This is a genomic window from Acinetobacter sp. BIGb0102, assembly GCF_003815055.1.
GTDB classification, from domain to species: Bacteria; Pseudomonadota; Gammaproteobacteria; order Pseudomonadales; family Moraxellaceae; genus Acinetobacter; species Acinetobacter vivianii.
Map to the genome: position 1 here is coordinate 356,710 of NZ_RKQE01000011.1, position 22,083 is coordinate 378,792.

At 40.5% G+C, this 22,083-nt stretch carries 13 protein-coding genes and 1 tRNA gene; 11 read left to right on the plus strand and 3 right to left on the minus strand.

From position 1 onward, the window contains the following. Nucleotides 1-161: 161 nt before the first annotated feature. The 6 genes from EC846_RS07950 (at nucleotide 162) to EC846_RS07975 (ending at nucleotide 6,746) form a co-directional block, all read left to right on the plus strand. On the plus strand, nucleotides 162-2,192 hold the full coding sequence (locus EC846_RS07950) for an NADPH-dependent 2,4-dienoyl-CoA reductase (RefSeq protein WP_123774799.1): 2,031 nt from the start codon (nucleotides 162-164) through the stop codon (nucleotides 2,190-2,192). A gap of 85 nt (nucleotides 2,193-2,277) precedes the next feature. Then, nucleotides 2,278-2,367: transfer RNA gene (locus tag EC846_RS07955), tRNA-Ser, on the plus strand. A gap of 250 nt (nucleotides 2,368-2,617) precedes the next feature. Continuing rightward, nucleotides 2,618-2,956 carry a hypothetical protein gene (locus EC846_RS07960; RefSeq protein WP_123774800.1) on the plus strand — a complete coding sequence of 113 codons (339 nt, stop codon included), beginning with the start codon at nucleotides 2,618-2,620 and terminating at the stop codon, nucleotides 2,954-2,956. A 510-nt stretch (nucleotides 2,957-3,466) separates the two neighbouring features. Further along, nucleotides 3,467-3,943, plus strand: coding sequence for a DUF2946 domain-containing protein (locus EC846_RS07965; protein ID WP_228200671.1), 477 nt, complete (start codon nucleotides 3,467-3,469; stop codon nucleotides 3,941-3,943). Nucleotides 3,944-4,015: 72 nt separating this feature from the next. Continuing rightward, on the plus strand, nucleotides 4,016-6,253 hold the full coding sequence (locus EC846_RS07970; protein ID WP_123774801.1) for a TonB-dependent receptor: 2,238 nt from the start codon (nucleotides 4,016-4,018) through the stop codon (nucleotides 6,251-6,253). Between the two features lie 37 nt (nucleotides 6,254-6,290). After that, nucleotides 6,291-6,746, plus strand: a complete 456-nt coding sequence (locus EC846_RS07975) for a copper resistance protein NlpE N-terminal domain-containing protein (protein ID WP_123774802.1) — start codon at nucleotides 6,291-6,293, stop codon at nucleotides 6,744-6,746. A 40-nt stretch (nucleotides 6,747-6,786) separates the two neighbouring features. On the opposite strand, the gene EC846_RS07980 is transcribed toward EC846_RS07975, so the two are convergent. Together EC846_RS07980 and EC846_RS07985 are read right to left on the minus strand one after the other, a co-directional pair. Next, the gene (locus EC846_RS07980; RefSeq protein WP_123774803.1) at nucleotides 6,787-8,127 is read right to left on the minus strand and encodes a PepSY-associated TM helix domain-containing protein; all 1,341 of its coding nucleotides are present in this window, start codon (nucleotides 8,125-8,127) and stop codon (nucleotides 6,787-6,789) included. A 201-nt stretch (nucleotides 8,128-8,328) separates the two neighbouring features. Then, entirely contained in the window at nucleotides 8,329-10,419 is a 2,091-nt protein-coding gene (locus EC846_RS07985) for a TonB-dependent siderophore receptor (RefSeq protein WP_123774939.1), read from the minus strand. Nucleotides 10,420-10,876: 457 nt separating this feature from the next. Between EC846_RS07985 and EC846_RS07990 the strand changes: the two genes are divergently transcribed. Together EC846_RS07990 and EC846_RS07995 are read left to right on the plus strand one after the other, a co-directional pair. Next, nucleotides 10,877-12,970, plus strand: coding sequence for a TonB-dependent receptor plug domain-containing protein (locus EC846_RS07990; protein WP_123774804.1), 2,094 nt, complete (start codon nucleotides 10,877-10,879; stop codon nucleotides 12,968-12,970). Between the two features lie 93 nt (nucleotides 12,971-13,063). Beyond that, nucleotides 13,064-14,353, plus strand: coding sequence for a class I SAM-dependent methyltransferase (locus EC846_RS07995; RefSeq protein WP_123774805.1), 1,290 nt, complete (start codon nucleotides 13,064-13,066; stop codon nucleotides 14,351-14,353). 287 nt (nucleotides 14,354-14,640) lie between these two features. Here the strand turns inward: EC846_RS07995 and EC846_RS08000 are convergent, their stop codons facing one another. Next, complete coding sequence (locus EC846_RS08000; RefSeq protein ID WP_123774806.1) at nucleotides 14,641-15,807, minus strand: hypothetical protein; 1,167 nt, start codon at nucleotides 15,805-15,807, stop codon at nucleotides 14,641-14,643. Between the two features lie 584 nt (nucleotides 15,808-16,391). Between EC846_RS08000 and ptsP the strand changes: the two genes are divergently transcribed. Genes ptsP through EC846_RS08015 form a run of 3 tightly spaced genes read left to right on the plus strand, consistent with a single transcriptional unit; the run spans nucleotide 16,392 to nucleotide 21,895 of the window. After that, nucleotides 16,392-19,253, plus strand: coding sequence for a phosphoenolpyruvate--protein phosphotransferase (gene ptsP / locus EC846_RS08005; protein WP_123774807.1), 2,862 nt, complete (start codon nucleotides 16,392-16,394; stop codon nucleotides 19,251-19,253). Beyond that, nucleotides 19,246-20,196, plus strand: coding sequence for a 1-phosphofructokinase (pfkB, locus tag EC846_RS08010; protein ID WP_123774808.1), 951 nt, complete (start codon nucleotides 19,246-19,248; stop codon nucleotides 20,194-20,196). The genes ptsP and pfkB overlap by 8 nt, the downstream gene beginning before the upstream one ends. Next, entirely contained in the window at nucleotides 20,183-21,895 is a 1,713-nt protein-coding gene (locus EC846_RS08015) for a fructose-specific PTS transporter subunit EIIC (protein ID WP_123774809.1), read from the plus strand. The genes pfkB and EC846_RS08015 overlap by 14 nt, the downstream gene beginning before the upstream one ends. Nucleotides 21,896-22,083: the final 188 nt, after the last annotated feature.

Below are 22,083 nucleotides of genomic sequence, written 5' to 3' on the forward strand. Positions count from 1 at the left end.
GCTGCTTTTTTTATGTGTTTGCCTTGAAGAATATTGAAAGGGTTTAAGCTAAATTGACACTTTCAACCATTAAAATTCGATTTACAGTCATCCCAAATCAATAAAAAAGTATTAAAGTACTATGCAACAAGTTGCAAAGCCAAAATTAAAGAAGGAATACCATGACTAGCTATGCAAATATCTTAAAACCATTACATTTGGGTTTTACTACAATTAAAAACCGTGTCGTGATGGGCTCGATGCATTCAGGTTTAGAAGATCGTTTTTTTAATTATCCTAAACTTGCAGCTTATTTTGGTGAACGTGCAAAGGGCGGTGTTGGCTTAATCATTACTGGGGGGATTTCTCCAAACCGTCAAGGCTGGTTGTTACCTGCAGGCGGCACGATGAATAGTCTGGCAGATATTCCGCATCATCGTCTGGTTACGCATGCAGTACATAAGCATGGTGCAAAGATTCTTATGCAGATTTTGCACTCTGGGCGTTATGGTTATCATCCTTTTTCGGTATCTTCTTCTCCAATTCAGGCACCGATTAATCCATTTAAACCACGTCAAATGTCTGATTCACAGATTTTAGCAACCATTGACGATTATGCACGTTGCGCAAGTCTGGCCAAAAAAGCAGGCTATGATGGCGTAGAAATCATGGGCTCAGAAGGCTATTTAATTAACCAGTTCCTGAGTAGCCATGTGAATAAACGTACCGATCGTTGGGGCGGCGATATTGAAAACCGTATGCGTTTTCCTGTAGAAATTGTTAAGGCAATCCGTGCCAAAGTTGGTGAGAAATTCATTATCGCATTCCGCTTATCATTGCTGGATCTGGTGCATGATGGCAATACCATGCAGGAAGTGATTGTGGTTGCCAAGGCATTAGAAAAAGCTGGGATTACACTGTTAAATACAGGCATTGGCTGGCATGAAGCGCGTGTACCTACGATTGTAACCTCTGTGCCGCGTGCAGCATTTGTCGACTATACCGCTGCTGTGAAACAGCATGTGTCGGTGCCTGTGATTGCATCGAATCGTATCAATATGCCCGATGTTGCTGAAGAAATTATTGCTTCAGGCAAGGCCGATATGGTGCAAATGGCGCGTCCGTTCTTAGCTGATCCGTATTGGGTCAATAAAACAGCCACCAATCGTGTCGATGAAATTAATACCTGTATCGCTTGTAATCAGGCGTGTTTAGATCATGCTTTTAAAAACCAGCGTGTCACTTGTCTCGTCAATCCACAGGCATGTTTTGAAACGGAACTGGTTTATATCAAAACCAAGAAACCAAAACGCATTGCAGTCGTTGGCGGTGGTGTTGCAGGCATGTCGGCTGCGACTGTAGCTGCAAGCCGTGGTCACGCCGTGACTTTGTTTGAAGCAAATGAGGATGTCGGCGGTCAGTTTAATTTGGCAAAAGTGGTTCCGGGTAAAGAAGAGTTCCATGAAACCATTCGTTATTTTAAAGTGCAATTGAAACAGACTGGTGTTGATGTACGTTTAAATACACGGATTAGCCGTGAACAGTTAGAGCGAGAAGGCTTTGATGAAGTTGTAGTGGCAACAGGTGTGGTACCACGTGCCTTAAAGATTCAAGGCAGCACAGCACCACAAGTCCTGTCTTATGCAGAGGTTTTACGTGGTGCAGAAGTAGGACATAAAGTTGCTGTGATCGGTGCGGGTGGTATTGGCTTTGATGTTTCAGAGTTTCTGTTAAAACCTCCACATCAACCTCAGCCACAACCGTTAGCAGAGTGGCAGCGTGAATGGGGCGTTGATCCAGATCCTGATTATATTTCAGAAGGTGGGATGCAGCGTCCAGAAGTTGAAATGCCAGTTCGTCAAATCTATTTGCTACAACGTAAAACTACACCATTGGGTATCGGCTTAGGTAAAACTTCAGGCTGGGTACATCGCGCGCAACTTAAAAAACATGCCGTACGTATGCTGCGTGGTGTGCAATATAAAGCAGTCACCGATGAAGGGTTATGGGTTGAACATAATGGGCATGATCAATTGTTGCGCGTAGATACCATTGTGGTCTGTGCAGGACAGGAATCGGTCAAAGATTTGATGCCAAAAGAAGGTGAAAACACTTTAGCAAACTATCATATTATTGGTGGAGCGAAGCTTGCAGCAGAGCTTGATGCGAAGCGTGCGATCCGAGATGGTGCTGAATTAGCCGCTAAACTGTAAAATTGATGAAACAATATGCATTTGAATACATTGCAGTTAAATTTCTCTTGTATAAACAGGGCAAGCTTTGTATTCTTACGCACATGGAAGCGTGGCAGAGCGGTTTAATGCACCGGTCTTGAAAACCGACGAGGGTGTGAGTCCTCCGTGAGTTCGAATCTCACCGCTTCCGCCAAATATCTAAATAAGCCCTTGTTATTACAAGGGCTTATTTTTTGTCTGCAAAAATCCTTCAATGTGATTCTTTTCAAATATCTCATAGCCTTGGCATAACAAAAAAATGAATTCCATTTCGTGTTCAAATCGCTGTTCAGAGATATGTGTAATCCTGAAGATGTGCTGTTACAACATGTATAAATTGCTAGATTCCTGCATAAGATTGTTTCAGTATAGATCAAGGCATTCAACTTTACAGGACAAGGATCATGGCAGTGAAGCATCGTATCTTTTTAAAATATCTTTCTGTTTTGGGTTTTGTAGCAAGCTCTGTCATTACAAGTGTGACGTTCGCCAGTTCGGAGCAGGCTTGGGAAAAGCATGATCGGGATATCAAATCGGCCTGTGTAAAAGCCAGCCAGCTTAAAAATGCCAAGCCAGCGAGCAATGTCATGCTGTTTGATGATCGCGTTGGATATTCTGCACTTCTGATTCAAGGTCAATATCCGCAAGCGCACATGAAAAACAGAACGGGCCAAGAGCTTTGTTTGTGGAATAAGACCACCAAGAAAGCCTATTTATCAGAAGCAGATATGAAATTACGTTAATATGGTTATCAAATACCTAGTGCTCTAAAAATAATAGGTTAATGTCTTTTAGGAAAATAAAGTCATGCAATTTTAAAATTTTTAATCAACAGTTTGTTTTTTAATTTGAGTATCATCGCTTCCGCTAAATGTCTAGCTAAATATTTGTTATTACATGGGATTATTTTTATCTGAAATTTATACTTTAACTTAACCCATATAAAAACTTGGATTGAATTACATGGGATAGGACTAGAAAAGAATAAAGAGGAAAAGTTAATGGTTAGATTGAAATTCTACTCTCAACCTGAAGGCACTTATCCATGAGATTTAGCTCGTTTCCGTTTATAGAAAAGTGGTTTGATATGTTTTAAACATAGTCCGAATGATTCAATAGCTTATATGAACCATAAGGAAGATTCTGTTTCACTTTAGATGACTCACGATGGCGGTGGTCTCACATTATTTTATGAGTAGGGCTAAATCCTAAATCCAATGAAGATATTAACAATTGCTCACATTGCGCGGGCTATGTTAAATTGCCATCGTTTCAATATTGAAAAGCCTATTTTGAGAGTTGCTCTAGTCTTTGCCCTCATGGCAATGTTCCTGCAATCCGTTGTATTTATACAACCACTTTTACCAGAACAATATCGTATTGCGCTGGTCTGTGTCACTATTTCTGATGCTTTTTCCAATACTATAAGTGCTGCTCAACAACATAGTTCCCATCATTTATCTGATCACTCTCATCAGCACCATATAATGAAGGAAGATCAAAAAGTTCAGACTGTGCAAAGCACCCACCAGCATGAAGCTGGACATGAATGTCCATACTGTATGGTTTTTGCTAATTTAACTACAGGTCTGGACTTTAATCTTGATCAGGTACTTGACCGCCTTTTTGTGCGGATGTTGGCATTTGAATATCATTTTCAGCATATTTATTTTGCTTTACAACGTTTATATCTACTTCCACAGGGTAGAGCACCTCCTTTATTTGCCTAAATTCCAAAGTTTTTATATTTATGGACATTCCTGCAATGTCTTAGCGGAAATTTATGCTTTAAAGGAATTGAAATGTCTCAATTCAAGTTAAACCCATTCTTAAATGGGAACAGTTTTATTGTCCCAAATTATGTCGTACCACAGATAAAATTGATAAATGCTAGCTTTGCTTATCGTTTGAGTATTACGTTATTCGCTTATGGAATATCTGGTTCAACTACATTTGCCGCAGATGATTTACAACAAGCCCCTCAATTTTCAACAACTGTGATTGCAGCAGAAGGTGAATTGAGTGTAAATCCTAAAGTAGAGTTGTTACCCACCATAACGGTTACGGCTGAGAAACAGGATGAGAGGCATACTTCCTCTCAGGCGATTACACAATTTAATCATGACTTATTAGAAGTACCTTTTACCAAGTCTCATGTGTCGGGAGAAGATATTCAAAACCATAATGTTCAACGTATTAGTGATGCCTTGGCCTTTGTAAATGGTGTGGTCTACCAAGACAGTTACGGTGGTGGGTTTTGGGATAATTATTCATTTCGAGGATTTAGTACTGACCCAAATATGGGAACGATCTATATGCGTAATGGTTTAAGTTCGGTGAGTGGGATCCATACTCCACGAGACATGATAAGTATTCAAGCAATTGATTTCTTAAAAGGGCCAATGGCAGCGATGTATGGGCAGGGCGCAATTGGCGGTATTATGAATATCACTACTAAACAACCTGAATGGCAGCCTAAAAATACTTTAAGTTTAAGTGGCAGTACTTTAGATGAATATAGGTTCACGCTTGATACAACCAATGCAATCAGTGATGATCTTGCCTATCGATTAGGTGCTGCTTATGAAAATAATAAGAGTTTTAGAGATCATGTAGATAACCAGCACTATTATCTTGCACCACAATTGGCTTGGAAAATTTCAGAACAAACTCAGTTGAATCTTGATACGGAGTTTGCTGAATACCAAGGTGTTTTTGATCGTGGTATTCCAATGGTTGATGACAGGGTTACGGTAAATAAAAAAACGTTCTTGGGAGAACCAAGTGATGGTGATATTAAAATTAAAGATCAGATGTACCAGTTACGTTTGAATCATGAGTTTGACGATAATTGGAATAATACGACTGCAATTACCTACAACCATGGGCAGCGTGAAGGTACATCAACTGAGATTGGTTCAATTGCAGAAGATGGCAGAACAGCAAATCGTTTCCGTCGAGCTCGTCAATTTGAGACGGAAACAACACATTTTCAGTCAATTTTACGAGGTAAGTTTAGTACTGGCTCGCTTCAACATGAATTGGTAACCAATGTGGAAGCTGGGCATTATACGATTGATCAGACTCAGCTTCGGAATGCTGTCGGCACTAACAGCCCAATAGATATTTATGATCCGATTTACGGTGAAAATCTTTTGCCTTTGACCCGAATCACTAAAGACACTACGGAAACTCAGGATATGCTGGGACTGAACATTCAGGATCAGATTTTCTTGAATGATCAGTGGAATATATTATTGGGAGGTCGTTTTAATCGTTTAGAGCAGCGAATTGAAAACCATCAAACAGGAAAATCATCTCAACAGCTATTTATGCCATTTACACCAAGAGCTGCTATTAATTTTAAAGCGACAGAAAAGCTGTCTTTTTACAGTAACTGGGGGAAGGGCTTTGAACTAAACACTGGGTTGAATAAGGATAATGACCTCTATGAACCTGAAAAGACAACGAGCTGGGAAGTTGGAACAAAATATCAATTTCAACCGCAGAGTTGGTTTGGATTAACTTTTTTTGATTTAGATAAGCGTCATTTACTCACGGAAGGTATTACAGATAGTTATGTTGATAATGGTCATGTGCAAAGCAAAGGCGTTGAGCTTGAACTTCAACATCAATTTAATGATAACCTGCGGGTGAATGCAAATTATACCTACACGGATGCTTCTGTCATTGAAAGTGAAGTAGATGAAACTGGATCCCGACTTAAAAATATTCCTAAACATACAGCAAATCTTAGTGCTGATTATCAAATGAATGTTTTTGGACGTAAGGCTGGATTAGTTGGAAACATTAACTATTACGGACAACGTAGCGCGAACTATATTGATAATGGAACAACTTTACCTGAATTTACGGTAGTGAATATTGGTGGCTATTTACAGATCCGTCCTGATCTGCGAGCTCAACTCAATATAGATAATCTTTTCGATAAGGATTATTACGTTGCGAGCTATACAAATTTCTGGGTACAGCCTGGCGAACCATTGAAAGCGACCTTGCGCTTTGATTGGTCTTTCTGATTTTTATGCGAAATTAAACAGATTAAGTTGAACAGTGATGAAGAAAAGATTATTGAGTTCTTTCATTTTCGCCAGTGTAATGATGGGCTGTGGTCAGCATGATCAGGCGGTGAAGGATGAGAAAGCAAATTCGGAAGTTAAAAGAAATTTTGATGCCCAACTGCAAAAATGGGTAGGGCATTATGAAGGCGCACTTCCATGTATGGGATGTTCGGCATTTTGTGAAGGCTGTGACGGTATGAATGTAGATTTAAAAATTTATGCAGATCAGACTTTTCGGTTGGAGCGGACAATTAATAGTGATCATAATAAATATGAGCTGTATGCAGGAAATTTTAGTTTCTTAGATAATGGGAAAGTAAAAATCCAATTACAAAGTGTGAAAGAGCGAAATCAGCTAATTTTAGGTCATGGTTATGTTGAAGTTTTAGAGACGAAGACGGGTTTACCTTATCAGCTATTTGAAGATTTCCAACTCGATAAAATTGCCTAATAGAGTTGCTAGGCACTATTTTTAGTGCCTAGCCAACCAATTATAACAATCTGGATTGATATTGTTTAAGCATGATGAAAGCAATAGCCACGGCTATGCTGATTGCTAAGGTTGGCAAACAAATTAGAAGAATAACCAGAGAGAGAAGAAGAAAAAATCTCTGTTTTATGTTGCCGGTTGCCCAAAGTTGTAAGCTCTGCTTTACGAAATTGGAGGTTGTCTGTTTTAAATTAAATGTACGGTTCCACAGCCAGAAAGCCAAAAGAATCAGAAAGCATAGAGCAAGTGCGTAGATCATTAGGATCACTTGATTGACCCAACCAAATAAAACACCAATATGCGCATCAACACCCCAGCGTGTGAGTTTTGCTGCGATTGGAAAATCTTTAAAGTGTAAATGATCAATAACCTTATTATTTCTAAGATCAATAGCGATACTATCTGCTTCTGTAGGCCAACGACGACGTATTTCAGAAACTGTCCATGCTGTATTTATCGTTGTCGGTGGTTTTATTTGAAGTTCAGCACTGCGAATACCATTTTGTCTGGCAAGCTGTAGCACTTGATCAAAATTTTCTGCTTTTATGAATGGCTGATGGTTCATTTGACTCATATCGCTATGATGATGTGCATGACTATCAACCGAATGCGTACCTGTAATAGAGCTAACGAGAGCTGGTGTTTGCCAATTCAAGGCTTGGCGAAGTATGCGGATATTTTCTCCTGTCCATTTAGACCAAGTTAGTCCTGTAATCGCAACAATGAGTAATAATGGAAGCAAGACTATTCCAATTGAGCTATGCCATTTTAAAACTTTATTTCGGACGGTCTTGCTCTGATTAAAATGTTTTCTACGTATATACCAATGATAAAGTCCTGACAGACTGAGAATTGCTAACCAACTTGCTGCAAGCTCACTATAGAGTCTTCCAACGTCACCCAGTAGTAAATTGCTGTGGAATTGATCGATTAGCGTTCTTAAAGGAAGTACACCGCTCGTACCATAAACAGGTAGTTGCCCCATAACCTCTAATGTATACGGATTCACAAAAACTGCTTGGTTATTCAGCTTATTTTCTGGATCAGCATAAATAACCCGGGTGGTTTGATCCGATGCAGGTGCTGGACGTAGCTCAGTAATTCTTGCTGATTCTGCCATTACAGATTGAGCTGCAAGAACTTGCAGACTCAGTTGTTGTTGAGGGCGATTTTCACTGTGTACATACAACTGCTCCTTATAAATATATTGCTCTAATTGCGGACTGCTGACATATAGAAAACCCGTAAATGCGGCAATAAAAATAAATGGCGCAACAAATATCCCTGCATATATATGGACTAAGCGGAATAGATTTCGCCAATAAGAAGGTTGTTGGGGCATGGCAATCAGAAGTTAATGATGAGCGATTGGGGGTGATGAAATTATAACTGTTTAAACCCTATAGCACGACAAGGTAATGTTAATGCTTATTATAAGGTTGGCGGTTATATTCGATGCTGACAATATGTTTACACTTTCATAAGTTTAATGGTTAAGGCTGTATCAGCTTAGCTAGCCTTAACGCATTCATTCAAACATTTTTTAAAATTTCCATTGCACTGCCAATGATGCATTCAACGGTTCACCAGGCTGTATCCACATCTCACTATAACTTGCCGTGTAATAGGTTTTGTCGAGAAGATTATTCAGGTTGAATTGATAACGTATTTGTTCACTTGGCTCATAGTAAGCATTTAAATTAATTAATGTATATTCAGGAAGATTGAATCCATTATCAGTGCTATGACCACTACGCTTCCCAACATAAACAGCTGTTGCCCCAACGCCTATATTTGAGTTGTCAGATAGCATCCATTCATAGTTTGTACTGATTGAACCGCTATGTTTGGGAACGTTGCTTAAGCGCGAACCTTTAGCAAGTGTTTGATCCTTCTCAACCTGAGCATCGGTGTAACTATAATTGGCGCGGAGCGATAACTGGTCATTCAGTTGTGTTTCGACATCTAGCTCTATCCCTTGGCTAGAGACTTCTCCCGCGGTTATCTGGAAGTTGTTATCTATTGGGTCTGTTGTGAGCACATTTTCCTTATCCATTTTAAATAATGCAACACTGATCAGACTTTGTGGGTTGAGTTGGTATTTACTGCCGATCTCATAACTTTGACCTTTTTCTGGGTCAAAGGTTTGATTATTGCGATCCATTCCACTATTAATTGCAAATGATTGGCCATAATTGGCATAGACTGACCATGCATCACTCAAACGATAGTTCAAACCAAAACGTGGACTGGTTTGTTGTAAGTCTTTTTGATTTGAGGTCGTGGCAATCTTATTCACAAATTCTTGTGTGACATGATCAAAGCGTAGACCAAGTAAAACACTCCATTGATCATTTAAAAATATCTGATCTTGGACATTGAAGGCGAAGTATTTTTGTCGATCCTCAGTGTCAATAAATAGAGGAAGGTCTGGTAAATATGTTCCATAAGCAGGTTGGTAAATATCAATGGTGTTGGGTATATCTGAACTATGATTACGCCGTAGCTGCAATTGGCGATATTTCATTTGTCCCATTTCCGCACTCAACAATATTTCATGTTTTGCCCAGTCTTGTTGGATCGTGCCTAACATTTCTGTTTGGAATAACACATCATCACTTTTATTATCCCGATAACGTCGCTGCCGCTCTAAAGTACGACCATCGCTTTGTATACGACGAGGTTCACTAGAAAAACCTTTTAACAAACTATCTTTCACACTCACAGCACTTTTGACTTTCCAATCGTCATTTAGCTCATGCGTGAGCCGAATTTGATAAAAATTATCAGTTTGTAAATGATCTCCATCGCTTGGTTCACCTGTATAGGTTTTTGGATTCATCACAATTTTCTGCTGATAAGCACTAATACCACGATCAAATAATCCTTCTACACGAGTGAATTCTGTGTCTAAGTCCAATTGAGTTCGATCGGATAACTTCCAGCTTAATTGCGGAGAAAAAAACCAGCGTGAATTACTCACATAGTCCCGAAAACTCTGATTATCTTCATGTGCAATAGCAAAACGATATGCTAATTGGTCGTTAATCGGGGCGGTATGCTCAAAGCTAGCACGATATTTTTCTAGGCTATTCGCTCGCAAATTGATTTCACTAGATGATTCCCATGCTGGCTTTTTCGTATTGATATTGAGTAAACCACCCGTTTCTCCTCGTCCATATAGTGCAGCCATTGGGCCTTTGAGAAACTCTAGAGATTCAATATTGACCATATCCCGAGATGCACTGAGACCCCGATTCACACTTAATCCATTTCGGATAATTTGTGGCCCGATATTCGGATCTGTACTAAATCCACGGAATGAAAAATTATCCCAGAAGCCACCACCATAATTAGTTTGGCTGAACACGCCACTGACTTGATTTAAAGCGTCATCTATACGTTGTACATCTTGCTGTTTTAAAACTTCCTGAGAAAGAAAGCTACGACTGGAAGGGGTATCAAGTACATCATGCGTAAATTTAGTTGATGCAGATGTTGTTAAGACATCTTGATCTGTTTTTTGTGCTTGTATGACGATTGTTGGAAGGGATGTCGTCGAATCAGATGTTTGTGCCCAGACAAAGTTTGACAGTAATGAACATGAAGATATTAGATAAAATTTGGAAAGCATAGTAAGCATATATAAATCAAATGTAATGTTATATTATTACATTAAATTGTATTTTGCATTTTATTTCTTAAATATTTCAGAAGATTGGAAGTGATTAGTTTTGATTGCCACTTTCCATTCCGAATTTGAAAAGAATTAAAGTTCAGAGTGATGTAAAGAGGGAATCGTAGAACACAAAGCCAGCGTACATATATCTTTATATGGCTTTTGCTAGATATGTAAGAGCTTCCTCTACATAGCGTCAAGTGTAAAAATTCTGATAATGACATCTATGAAGCGGTAAGAGAAAGTAACTTAAATCGTATTGCCCATAAGCTGTAAAATTTCAAAGCAAAAGATTGAATAAACCATATAAACAATAATAATTATCATTTTGATTGTGTTTTATTTAACTTTTGTTAAAATTCACGTGCATTTTTAAGCAAATTTTAATATTAGTCTGATTTTAGGTGGGAAAATGGCCAAACACATAGCTCGACAATCTCTACTCGCAGTTTCAGTCTTAAGCAGTATGATGGCCTTTTCCCATGCTGCTGAAATGACAAATGAAGAGAGTAAACCACTCGATAAATCAGATGAAACTGTTAAATTAGAAACGATTGTTGTGACTGCGAGTGGATCTGGCGTTAATGTTAAAGATGCTCCCGCTTCGATTAGTGTAATTACCGCTGAAGAAATAGCAAAACGTCCTGTTTCTAGTATTGCGAACTTACTCGGTGAATTACCAGGGGCAGTGGGTGGTTATTCAAATGTTGGGCCGGGTTCAAAAATTGCATTTCGTGGTGCCCCTGACAAATATACTTTAATTCTGGTCGACGGTAAGCGAGTTGGTAACTCATCGTTGCTAGGCCATCGTCCTGATACAATTTCGCAAGATATTGACTGGATTTCTCCAGAAATGATTGAGCGAATTGAGGTGGTACGAGGTTCAATGTCAACACTTTACGGCTCTGAAGCTGCGGGTGGCGTGATCAATATTATTACCAAGAAAATTCCCAATAAGCTTACGGGTTCATTAAGAACTGATTATAGCCAGCCTGATGGTAGCTCTCGAGGTGATACCATTAATGTAGCTGCAAACATTGCAGGGCCAATTACGGATAATTTAGGTTTTAGACTTGGCGGCAACATTAAAAAAAGAAATGCCGATGAAGGTATTCAGAATGGTACTGGCGAGAATCAAGAGCAAAATATCTCCAGCCGTTTAAACTGGAAAATTTCTGATAACCAAGATTTTAACTTTGATCTAGGTTACGGCGTTGAGAAGAATCCACAGTTGAGTGAGGCTGAGCAAGCTGAATTAGGTACAGAACATTTTGGTGCTGACAAAATGGAGCACTACAATGTTGGTATTGGTCATGAAGGGCGTTTTGCTGATGGTTTAGTCACCAATGCAGACCTTTACTATAATCAATATGAAAATAAGACACCTGCATTTGCTGTAGACGGCGGTTCTAAAAGTAGTGAAACAGTTCTGGATCTAAAAGCCAGTAAACCTTTAGATCTTTGGGGCCGTAAAAATGATCTGACCCTTGGTGCACAAGGAAAATATGAACAGGTCTCTAATGCATCAAACATCGGGAATCAATTGGTTCCTGATGAAAATGGCAATATCCAGACACCAGATAAGAACCCAGATGATTATTCTTGGTCTTTGTTTGCCGAAGACCAAATCCATCTACAAGATAATTTTATTTTAACTCTTGGCGGCCGTGTTGATGGCAGCAATGATTATGATCCTAACTTTAGTCCACGTATTTACGGGGTCTATCATCCAACAGATGCCTGGACTGTCAAAGGTGGTGTTTCGCGTAGTTTCAGAGCGCCAAATTTAAAAGAACGTTCAGGTTCATCTGGCACAAGTTCAATGGGAATGGGCTGTATAAGTATACCGGATTGGCAACCGGGTCAATCATGCTACATGTTAGGTAATCCAGATCTTGATCCAGAAACCAGTACCAATTATGAAATTGGTTTTGGTTACGAAGAAGATGGTTATGGCGTTGATTTCACTTACTTCCTCAGTGATTACAAAGATATGATCGTAAACAACTTCTACGGGCAAATTAACGGTATCTGGTATACACGCCAATCGAATGTTGAAAAGGCGCGTACAAGTGGACTGGAACTGACTTATAAATTCCCATTGAATGATTATCTACGAGTGACGGGTAATGCCACTTATATGATAGAGTCAGAAAATAAAGCAACAGGACAATCATTGGCTCAAGTTCCTGAATTTACTACCAACTTGGCGGTATATTGGGATGTTACAGATCGTCTGAATACATTTGCCCGTGTACAATATCTCGGTAAACAAGCATTTACAGAGGCTGATCTTGTTGCAGGATCAGGCTCAGCAGGTAAAGAGTTATACTTCTCAAATGCCACAACAACGGGAGCCGTGGGTGTGAATTTTGATTATAGTGATTCACTCAGCTTGAGAGCGGGCGTTGAAAATATCGGTGGTGACAAAGTCAACAAGGGAAGTGTTGATTATGGCGATGCTCCGCCAGCGACATATTACGTAGGTTTCACCACCCGATTCTAGATCGATATTTGAGTCATGAAACAGATCAGCTTATTTCAGTAATGGGCTGATCTATTTTTTGAATTATTAGATTATTCTGCTTAGGTAAATTGAATGAGTTCTTCGCAAGACGGTTATATTGTAGATGTACCTTATCCAACATTTGTACATAGACAAACGATGCCGTTGTGGCTGAATATGGTTGTTCAATCAAAAGGCTTTTGTGCTCCTGATCTTGTAAAACCCTATCGATATTTAGAACTTGGCTGTGCAATGGGAATTCATTTACACCTCACAGCTGCTGCAAATCCTTTGGGACATTTTGTGGGCGTCGATTTTAATCCACAGCATTTGATGGTTGCACAAGAAGGTTTAGAAACGACCAGTATTGATAATATTGAATTTATTCATGCGGATTTTGACAGCTTTTTAAATGCTGACATAGAGCCATTTGATTTTATTGTAACGCATGGGGTTTGGTCTTGGATCTCATCTGAGAACCAGAATATTGTTGCGCAAATTGTTGATAAATTTTTAAAAAAAGACGGGGTTTTATACTGTAGCTATATGAGTCATCCTGGTGCCACTTCTTTGGTATCAGTGCAAAAGTTAATGTTGGAAACGTCTAAGAATTTGCAAGGCGACTCAGCTACCAAAGCCATCCAAAGCCTGAATTTAGTCCGTCAAATTGGTGCAGCGAAGAGTGGATTATTTGAAAAAATTCCAGGTTTGAATCAAGAGTTATCGGAACTTGCCCAAGATAAGCCAAACTATATTGCCCATGATTTTTTATCGGAACATTGGCAACCTCAACATTCTGCCGATATGATCCAACGCTTTGGAAAGTTGGGACTTTGTTATGTGGGGGGAGCTGGGATTATTGAAAATTTAGATAAGATCAGTTTGCCACCAGAAGTTCAAAAAGTGGTAAAAAGCTTACCCTTAATTACTTTACAAGAGACCGTTAAGGATATTGCGCGCTATACCTTGCAGAGACAAGATATCTATGTAAAAAATAGAACTCAACTTAATCAACAACAGTTAGAAAACTATTATTCAACGGTGAAATTTGGACTATTACCTGCGGCTCCAGTTGGAAAGGATTTAAGTCTGGATGCCAAGCTCGGTAGAATAAAAGATGCCATCCAGATATTTGAAAAGATACTTAAGCTACTTAATAAACAGGCGCTTTCAACGCTTGAGTTGTCCAGCCTGCTCAAACAGAATTTATCTTCAAAACAGCTTACAGAAATTTTATTGGTTTTGATGTGGGCTGGTTATATTCATCCGTGTCAACACAGTGAAACTCAGCCTAAGTTTGAGCAGTCTATGAATCAATGGCTATCAGATCAACAGTTGAATTGGGTCTGTCTGGCAAAATATGGTACAGCGATTCAAATATAAGCAAATTATGATTTCTTACTGTTGATACGGCTACGATAAATTTAATAAGCCCTTGTTATTGTAAGGGCTTATTTTTTGTCTGGTATTTTATCCCATATTGAAACCCACATAAGAATATAGATTGTATTTAATTCAAACTGAGTCGTATAAGTGGCATGCGCAAAACGATTGGCTACACAGAATCACACTTTATTTATGCGATAATGAATCGCAAATAAACAGATATAGTTTGGGAACAAGTGCAATCAAATCAGATTGCAGCTCCATCAATATGTGTCTAAGGTAAATTAAAAGTGGTACTGGAACATGACGTTCACTAATTTATTCCATTTACCATCGTCTCCTTGAGCGAGTGAACTGCTGTTTCCGCCAACAAAGGGATCATTTTTACTCATAACATATTCTGTATTTAAAGATATATTCTTGTATCCCCAATTAACGCCTAAAATATTTCTTTGAGAGTCATCAAAGTTCTGTTCCTGTTTATGAAAACCACTCAATACAAGATAGGGGGTTACATTAAGCGACTCCATCACATCTTTAAATACATAGCTGGTATCAAGCGTATAGAAATAACCTTTGTTGGCAATGTCATATTCGCTATCAAATGAGCCAAAAGTTGACTGATGCGGACTTAAGGCATCTTTATTGCGAATTGACTGTTTGCCACCTGTCAGCACCACATTCAGGTTTTTATAATGAATACGGTTAAACAATGCCCAAGTATTTCTAGAACCGTCAGCTGCATTCTTTTTATTTTCAATGTCTGAGTACCAATAACTTCCGCCCACCGATACATTGAGATCATCACGGCTTAAAAGCGCCTGATCTACTCGCGCCATCCACATATTTTTTTCATTTAAATTGGTTTTGAATGGATCAGAAGAGTGAACCACATTAGCTGTGTAACGGGCTGAATCTTGACTTGCTCCATGATAGTTTCCTCCATCACTGGCAAAATAGGCTAAATCTATTTTGGTTAAAGAAGGTAATTCAACGTGATAATTTATCCCTAAGTTGGTCGCGTCCTGCAGCCCCATGGTATTGTTAATGCCGGCATAAAAACTACTATCCCAAAATCTTCCCGGACCAAAAGGAATGGGTTGCAAGCCCAGAGTAATATTATCCGTGGCATTTAAACGATAGCCTGCATAACCATATACCAACGTTGAAAAGTCACAAAGATTATCATATTGATAACAACGATATTCCAGCTTTCCAAACCAGTCTAGGCGCTCATAATCTAAACGTAAAATGGCAGCATCGAACTTAATCTTTTGATCGGAAACTGGTTCGCCGTAGTGTTTATCTTGATAGTTGGCGCGTAATGTTCCTGAAATGGTTAAGGCACCCAATTGATTTTGCGCATCGCCCAATGTAACGCCAGCAGTGGCTGGTAAAGAGATTGTGAAGAATAAAAAGCTTAAAGCAGATGTTGCGTAGATTTTTTCCAAAATATTATCCGTATTTATTCAATAAGTTAATTAATTTTCTATAAAAGAAAATACATGTTGAAACGTCTCAAGGCGTTTTATGGTAATTGTTCACAACCGAATGGTCTAGTTTTTGTAGGGAATTTGGGGCTGCATAAAGGCGTTTTTAAGCCTAAAAATATCGGGGTTAGGTGAAAACTTAGTCAGTTGGCTAGTCTGGAGTTTTAATCTTTTAAGCTTAATTTTCTGTTGTCGGATACAGGTCTGTCGCTTTTCAAATGCATTGATTGAGAATTGAAGGGGCTAAGCCTGAACTGGCATTTGTGACGGAAGTAGATTGAGTGGTTTTCTTTTCCATTTCAATCTATGAACCTTGACTAAAATTTTATTATTTGAGACCTCGACTTATTGTACAGAGTGGAAGCCAAACAAAATTGGTCTAAAAATAATCTGTAATTGATTCTATTTCTCATAAGATTTGTGACTGTTAAAACTAGAATCAAAAACCTTATTGTAGAATGTAGGGAAATGGATGGGCTTGGTTTATATTTCCTTTATTCATCTTGAATTAAAAACAACGGTTTCAACTTTTTGAAGGACACTTTATGTTTGTACTTGAGCCAAAGCATGTACATATGAATCTGCGTGCCAAGGATAAGGCAACAGCACTACAATGTTTAGTTAATATTCTGGTTGAAGATCAATTAACGACGGCTGAATATTTAACTGGCTTAGAGGCTCGTGAAGCACAGGGCGCAACTTATTTAGGGCAAGGAATCGCCATTCCTCATGGTACTCCTCAATCGCGTGAGTTTATTAAAGAAACAGGGATCCGACTTGCGCATTTTCCAGAAGGCGTGGTGTGGGACGGTGAACATAAAATTTATTTGGCTGTGGTAATTGCTGCAAAATCAGATGAACATTTACAGGTTCTGCAAATTCTGACTCGTGCTTTAAATCACGATGTTAGTGTTCAGGTGCAAACGGCAACCACGGCTGAGCAAATTATTGATATTTTGCAAGTTCGCCCAGATTCTTTGGTTCTGCACGAAAATTTAATCCAGACGCAGGCGCATGTTGAAGATATTGATGATTTTTTCTGGGCAGCAACCAAGTTATTAAAACAACAAAAACTGGTTGAAGCGGGTTTCATTAGCCAGTTAGATCCTAAAAACCTGATTCAGATTCAGGACGCTATCTGGACGATTTCAGGAAAAAATTACGTTTCAGAAGCCGCCGTCAGTATTGTGAAATCTGATCAGATTCTGAATTTTGCACAGGGGCAAATACAAACTCTAATCTGTATTGCCCAGCATGAGCAACTTGATACCGTACAGTTGAATCATTTAATTGATCTTCTATTTCAGTCAAATATTCAACAGCAACTTCAATCTGAACAAAGTCGTCATGAAATCGCCAAGCTGATTGGTGCAGAAATTATTCCAGACTGGCCTTATCAACCTGTGGTGCTTGCCAATAAGCATGGCTTGCATGCTCGTCCTGCCACACAACTGGTCAATATTAGTAAAACATTTAAAGGTGACATTCAGGTTGCGGTAGACGGTGGGCCTTATGTATCTGCCAAAAGTCTGACCAAATTATTGGCTTTGGGCTGTCAATATGGACAGACCCTGACCTTTATTGCTGAGCCGAACACAGATGCCGTAGAAGGATTAACTGCGATTGTACAAGCTGTTAAAAATGGTTTGGGCGAAGAGGTTGAAGCGCTTGAGCAATCTGAAACAGCTTCACTTGTTCAAGCAGAAACTGCGTGGGAAGAAATTATTGATACCGATTTGCCTGCGCAGGGAACGGCTGCATCTTCGGGGCTTGCCTTTGGTCCAGCGCATGTGATTAAACCGAAAAAGTTTCAATATGAACGTTTTGGACACAACGTTAAAGCAGAAAAAGAAAAGTTGGAAATCGCTCTGTATAGTGTCAAAAACACCATTCACCAACTGATTCTAAAAACCGAAATTGATGAGATCAGACAGATCTTTAAGGCACATCTGGAAATGCTGGATGATCCAGATCTGATCCAGCAGGTGCATCAGGGTTTAAATCAGAACCTAACGGCTGCTGCTGCATGGCATGACTATATTGAACAGGCCGCACAAACGCAGGCAGCGCTGAATGATCCGCTGCTGGCAGAACGTGCAGCCGATTTAAGAGATATTGGCGACAAGGTTTTAAGTGTGCTGTGTGATGAAGTCATGCAGCTTGAACCTGAGCAACCTTATATTCTGGTGATGCATGATCTTGGGCCCGGGGATGTGGCACGTTTAGACAAAGACCGCGTTGCTGGGATATTAACAGCAGTGGGTGGCGCATCAGCACATAGTGCTATTGTGGCACGTGCATTGGGAATTCCTGCTGTTGTTGGTGCGGGTGAGCAGATTCTAAATATTGAGGCACAAACCACGGTACTGATTAACGGGGATACAGGCGCAATTGATATTGATCCAACGCCTGAGCAGATCGAACAAGCGATTCGCGAGCGTGAGCAACAGAAACTGCGACGTCAGGAAGCGGAACGCCATTGTCAGGAAGCAGCTGTCACCGTAGATCAGCATCAGGTCGAGATTGCAGCGAATATTGGTAAGATTCTGGATACCGCAAAAGCTGTCGATCATGGTGCAGAGGCGATTGGTTTATTGCGGACCGAACTGGTGTTTATGGCCCATCGTCAGGCACCGAATGAAATTACACAGGAAAAAGAATACCGTCATGTGCTGGATACCCTTGCAGGGCGTCCATTGGTAGTACGGACACTGGATGTTGGTGGTGATAAACCTCTACCTTATTTGCCTATTGCTGCCGAAGAAAACCCGTTCCTTGGTTTACGCGGAATTCGACTGACCTTACGGAAACCACAATTATTGCGTCAACAATTGATTGCTCTAGTAAAAGCAGCGGATGGTCGTGCTTTACGGATTATGTTCCCAATGGTTGGGCGAATTGAAGAGTGGCGGGCAGCCAAACATATTCTGGATGAGGTTTTAGCCGAATATCCATGTGAAAATCTTCAAGTGGGAATCATGATTGAGGTGCCTTCAGCGGCCTTGCTGGCTCCATTATTGGCCAAAGAAGTGGATTTCTTTAGTATCGGCACCAACGATTTAACTCAATATACGCTGGCAATTGACCGTGGACATCCCGTATTGTCTACCGAAGCCGATGGTTTGCATCCAAGTATTTTATTATTGATTGATCAAGCCGTTCGGGCTGCGCATGCTCATCAGAAATGGGTAGGCGTGTGTGGAGAACTTGCCGCTGATCCAAAGGCTGTCCCGATCTTACTTGGATTGGGCGTCGATGAACTGAGTATGTCGTCATCCAGCATTCCATTGGTGAAAGCACAAATTCGTACCTTGAATTATCATAATTGCCAGCAGCTTGCTCAACGCGCTTTACAGTGTGAAAGTGCCACAGCAGTCCGTGATTTGGTGGAGTTGAAGCATGGCTAAAATTTTAACAATTACTTTAAATCCTGCAATTGATGTCACGCTGGAACTAGATGAATTGCGCTTGGGTGAGGTTAATCGCCAGCAACAGGTGCAATATCATGCTGCGGGTAAGGGGCTCAATGTTGCACAAGTGCTGCATGATCTGGGGCATGACCTGATTGTGTCAGGATTTTTGGGAAAACAGAATCGGGCTTTGTTTGATCAGCATTTTCAAGCGATGCAGTTTGATAACCAATTTGTCTATGTTGAGGGTGAAACCCGCCAGAATATCAAGATTGCAGAACAGTCTGGACGAATGACCGATATTAATGCGAAAGGTTTTCTGGTGTCTGAACATGACAAACAGGCCTTCTTTGCGCGTATTGAGGCATGTTGCCAATACGTTGATTATGTGGTGATTGCTGGGAGCCTTGCACAGGGCTTTAGCATAGATGATTTCAAGTTTTTAATTTCTATCTTACACAAACAGCAAAAGCACGTTGCAATTGATAGCAGCGGACAGGCGCTGGTTGCTGCGATTGAAATGAATCCATGGATGATTAAACCGAATACGGATGAGTTACAGGAAAGTTTTGGTGAGTCTGTAGAACAATTTTCCCAGCAAATTGCCTTGTTCCAGCGCTTAAATTGTCATATTCAACATATTGTCATTTCGATGGGCGAAGCAGGGGTCAACTGGATCAATCCCGCACTGGTGTTGCATGCCAGCCCACCTAAAGTCACCGTAAAAAGTACCGTGGGTGCCGGTGATTCATTACTGGCAGGCATGGTGCATGGTCTAGTAAGTGGAATGACACCTGAGCAAACCTTAAAAACTGCTACGGCAATTGCCAGTCATGCGGTGAGTCAAATCGGCTTTCGTGTACCTGAACCTGAGCGATTGGAAGCGCTAAAACAACAAACCATGATCAACACTCTGGATAAATCTGATGCAAACAATTAAATCTCTTTTATTTGTGATCAATTCGCAACAGTATGTCAATGCGTTGATTCTGGCAAAAAAACTGGCGCAGATTGCGCAACAGCAAGGCTATGACAGCGCGATCATTTCTGTGCAGGATGAGCTTCCTGAACAAGATTTTGATACGGTTGTTTTTATTGGGCAGACACCATCACAACTCGATGCTTTCAATGATTATGCAGTTGCCACCATTTCACTGCAGCAAGCGATGGATGATGCCGAGCAGTCTTTACAGGAGGCTTTGAGCAATCCCACGACGGTTGCACAATTGGCAACACAACCCAATGATCAGCGTCAGGCACAGAATTTTGTTGCGGTGACGGCTTGTCCTACGGGTGTGGCGCATACTTTTATGGCTGCGGAAGCATTACAGCAGGGTGCAGCCAAATTAGGTTATCGCATTCAAGTCGAAACGCAAGGTTCAGTCGGTGCTAAAAATATCCTGACCGATGAGGCGATTGCTGCTGCGGACATTGTGATTTTAGCCACGGATATTGAGGTCAATACAGATCGCTTTGTCGGAAAACGTGTCTATCGTTGCGGGACAGGCTTTGCACTGAAACAAACCGATAAGGCTTTTGCAGAAGCAATGACGGAAGCCAAGGTCTTAGAATCGTCTAAACAAAATAGCCAAAAGACCAATCAAGACACCAATAAAGAAAAAACAGGTGTCTATAAGCATCTTTTAACTGGCGTGTCGTTTATGTTGCCAATGGTGGTGGCGGGTGGTTTGCTCATCGCGCTATCCCTCTGTTTTGGACTGAATGCGGCTGAGGAGGCTGGAAGTCTGGCCGCTGTGTTAAAGCAAATTGGTGCGGCTGCTTTTAGTTTAATGGTACCGATGCTGGCTGGCTATATTGCTTATTCAATTGCTGACCGTCCAGGCTTAGCGCCGGGTCTGGTTGGTGGCCTCATCGCAACTCAATTAAATGCGGGCTTCTTGGGCGGGATCGTTGCTGGCTTTTTAGCGGGTTATATCGCTTTATTCCTTGCCAAAAAAATCAAGCTTCCAACCAGTCTGGAAGCCTTGAAGCCGATTTTAATTGTGCCCTTGTTGGGAACATTATCGGTCGGTCTGATCATGTTCTACGTCGTGGGACATCCTGTCGCGCAAATTTTTGAGATGATGAAAGATTTTCTCAACAATATGGGAACCACCAATGCCGTGCTGATGGGGATTGTGCTGGCTTCAATGATGTGTATTGATTTAGGTGGCCCGATTAACAAAGCCGCTTATGCTTTCACCGTTGGTTTGTTGACCACCAATACATATATGCCGATGGCTGCGACCATGGCTGGGGGAATGGTGCCTGCGATTGGGATGGCGATTGCAACTTTATTGGCTAAACAAAAGTTCAACCAAAGTGAGCGAGATGCAGGTAAGGCTGCCTTTGTGTTGGGGCTATGCTTTATTTCTGAAGGGGCGATTCCATTTGCTGCCAAAGATCCGATTCGGGTTATTCCAGCGTGTATTGCAGGTGGGGCAGTGACTGGTGCATTGGTTGCATTGTTCCATTGTGAGTTGGTGACACCGCATGGTGGGATCTTTGTGTTGCTGATTCCAAATGCGATTAGTCATGCCTGGCTTTATCTTGCAGCCATTGCGATTGGAAGCTGCATTACAGGTGTAATTTATGCGTTATTAAAACGCCGTGAAGTGATTGAGGTACAGGCTGCCTAGGTGTTGCTTCCTATCCGTTAAAATATATAAGGTAGATTGTTGGGCACAATGATCTACCTTTTTTATTAAGAATTGCATTGTATTTGCAGGAGAAAGTGCTTAAAACAATCAATCCCATTGTGTCATCAAATACGTTTCAGCCTATATTTTAGGTAAATACTTTGAATCTAATCTTTAATTTTCTCTAT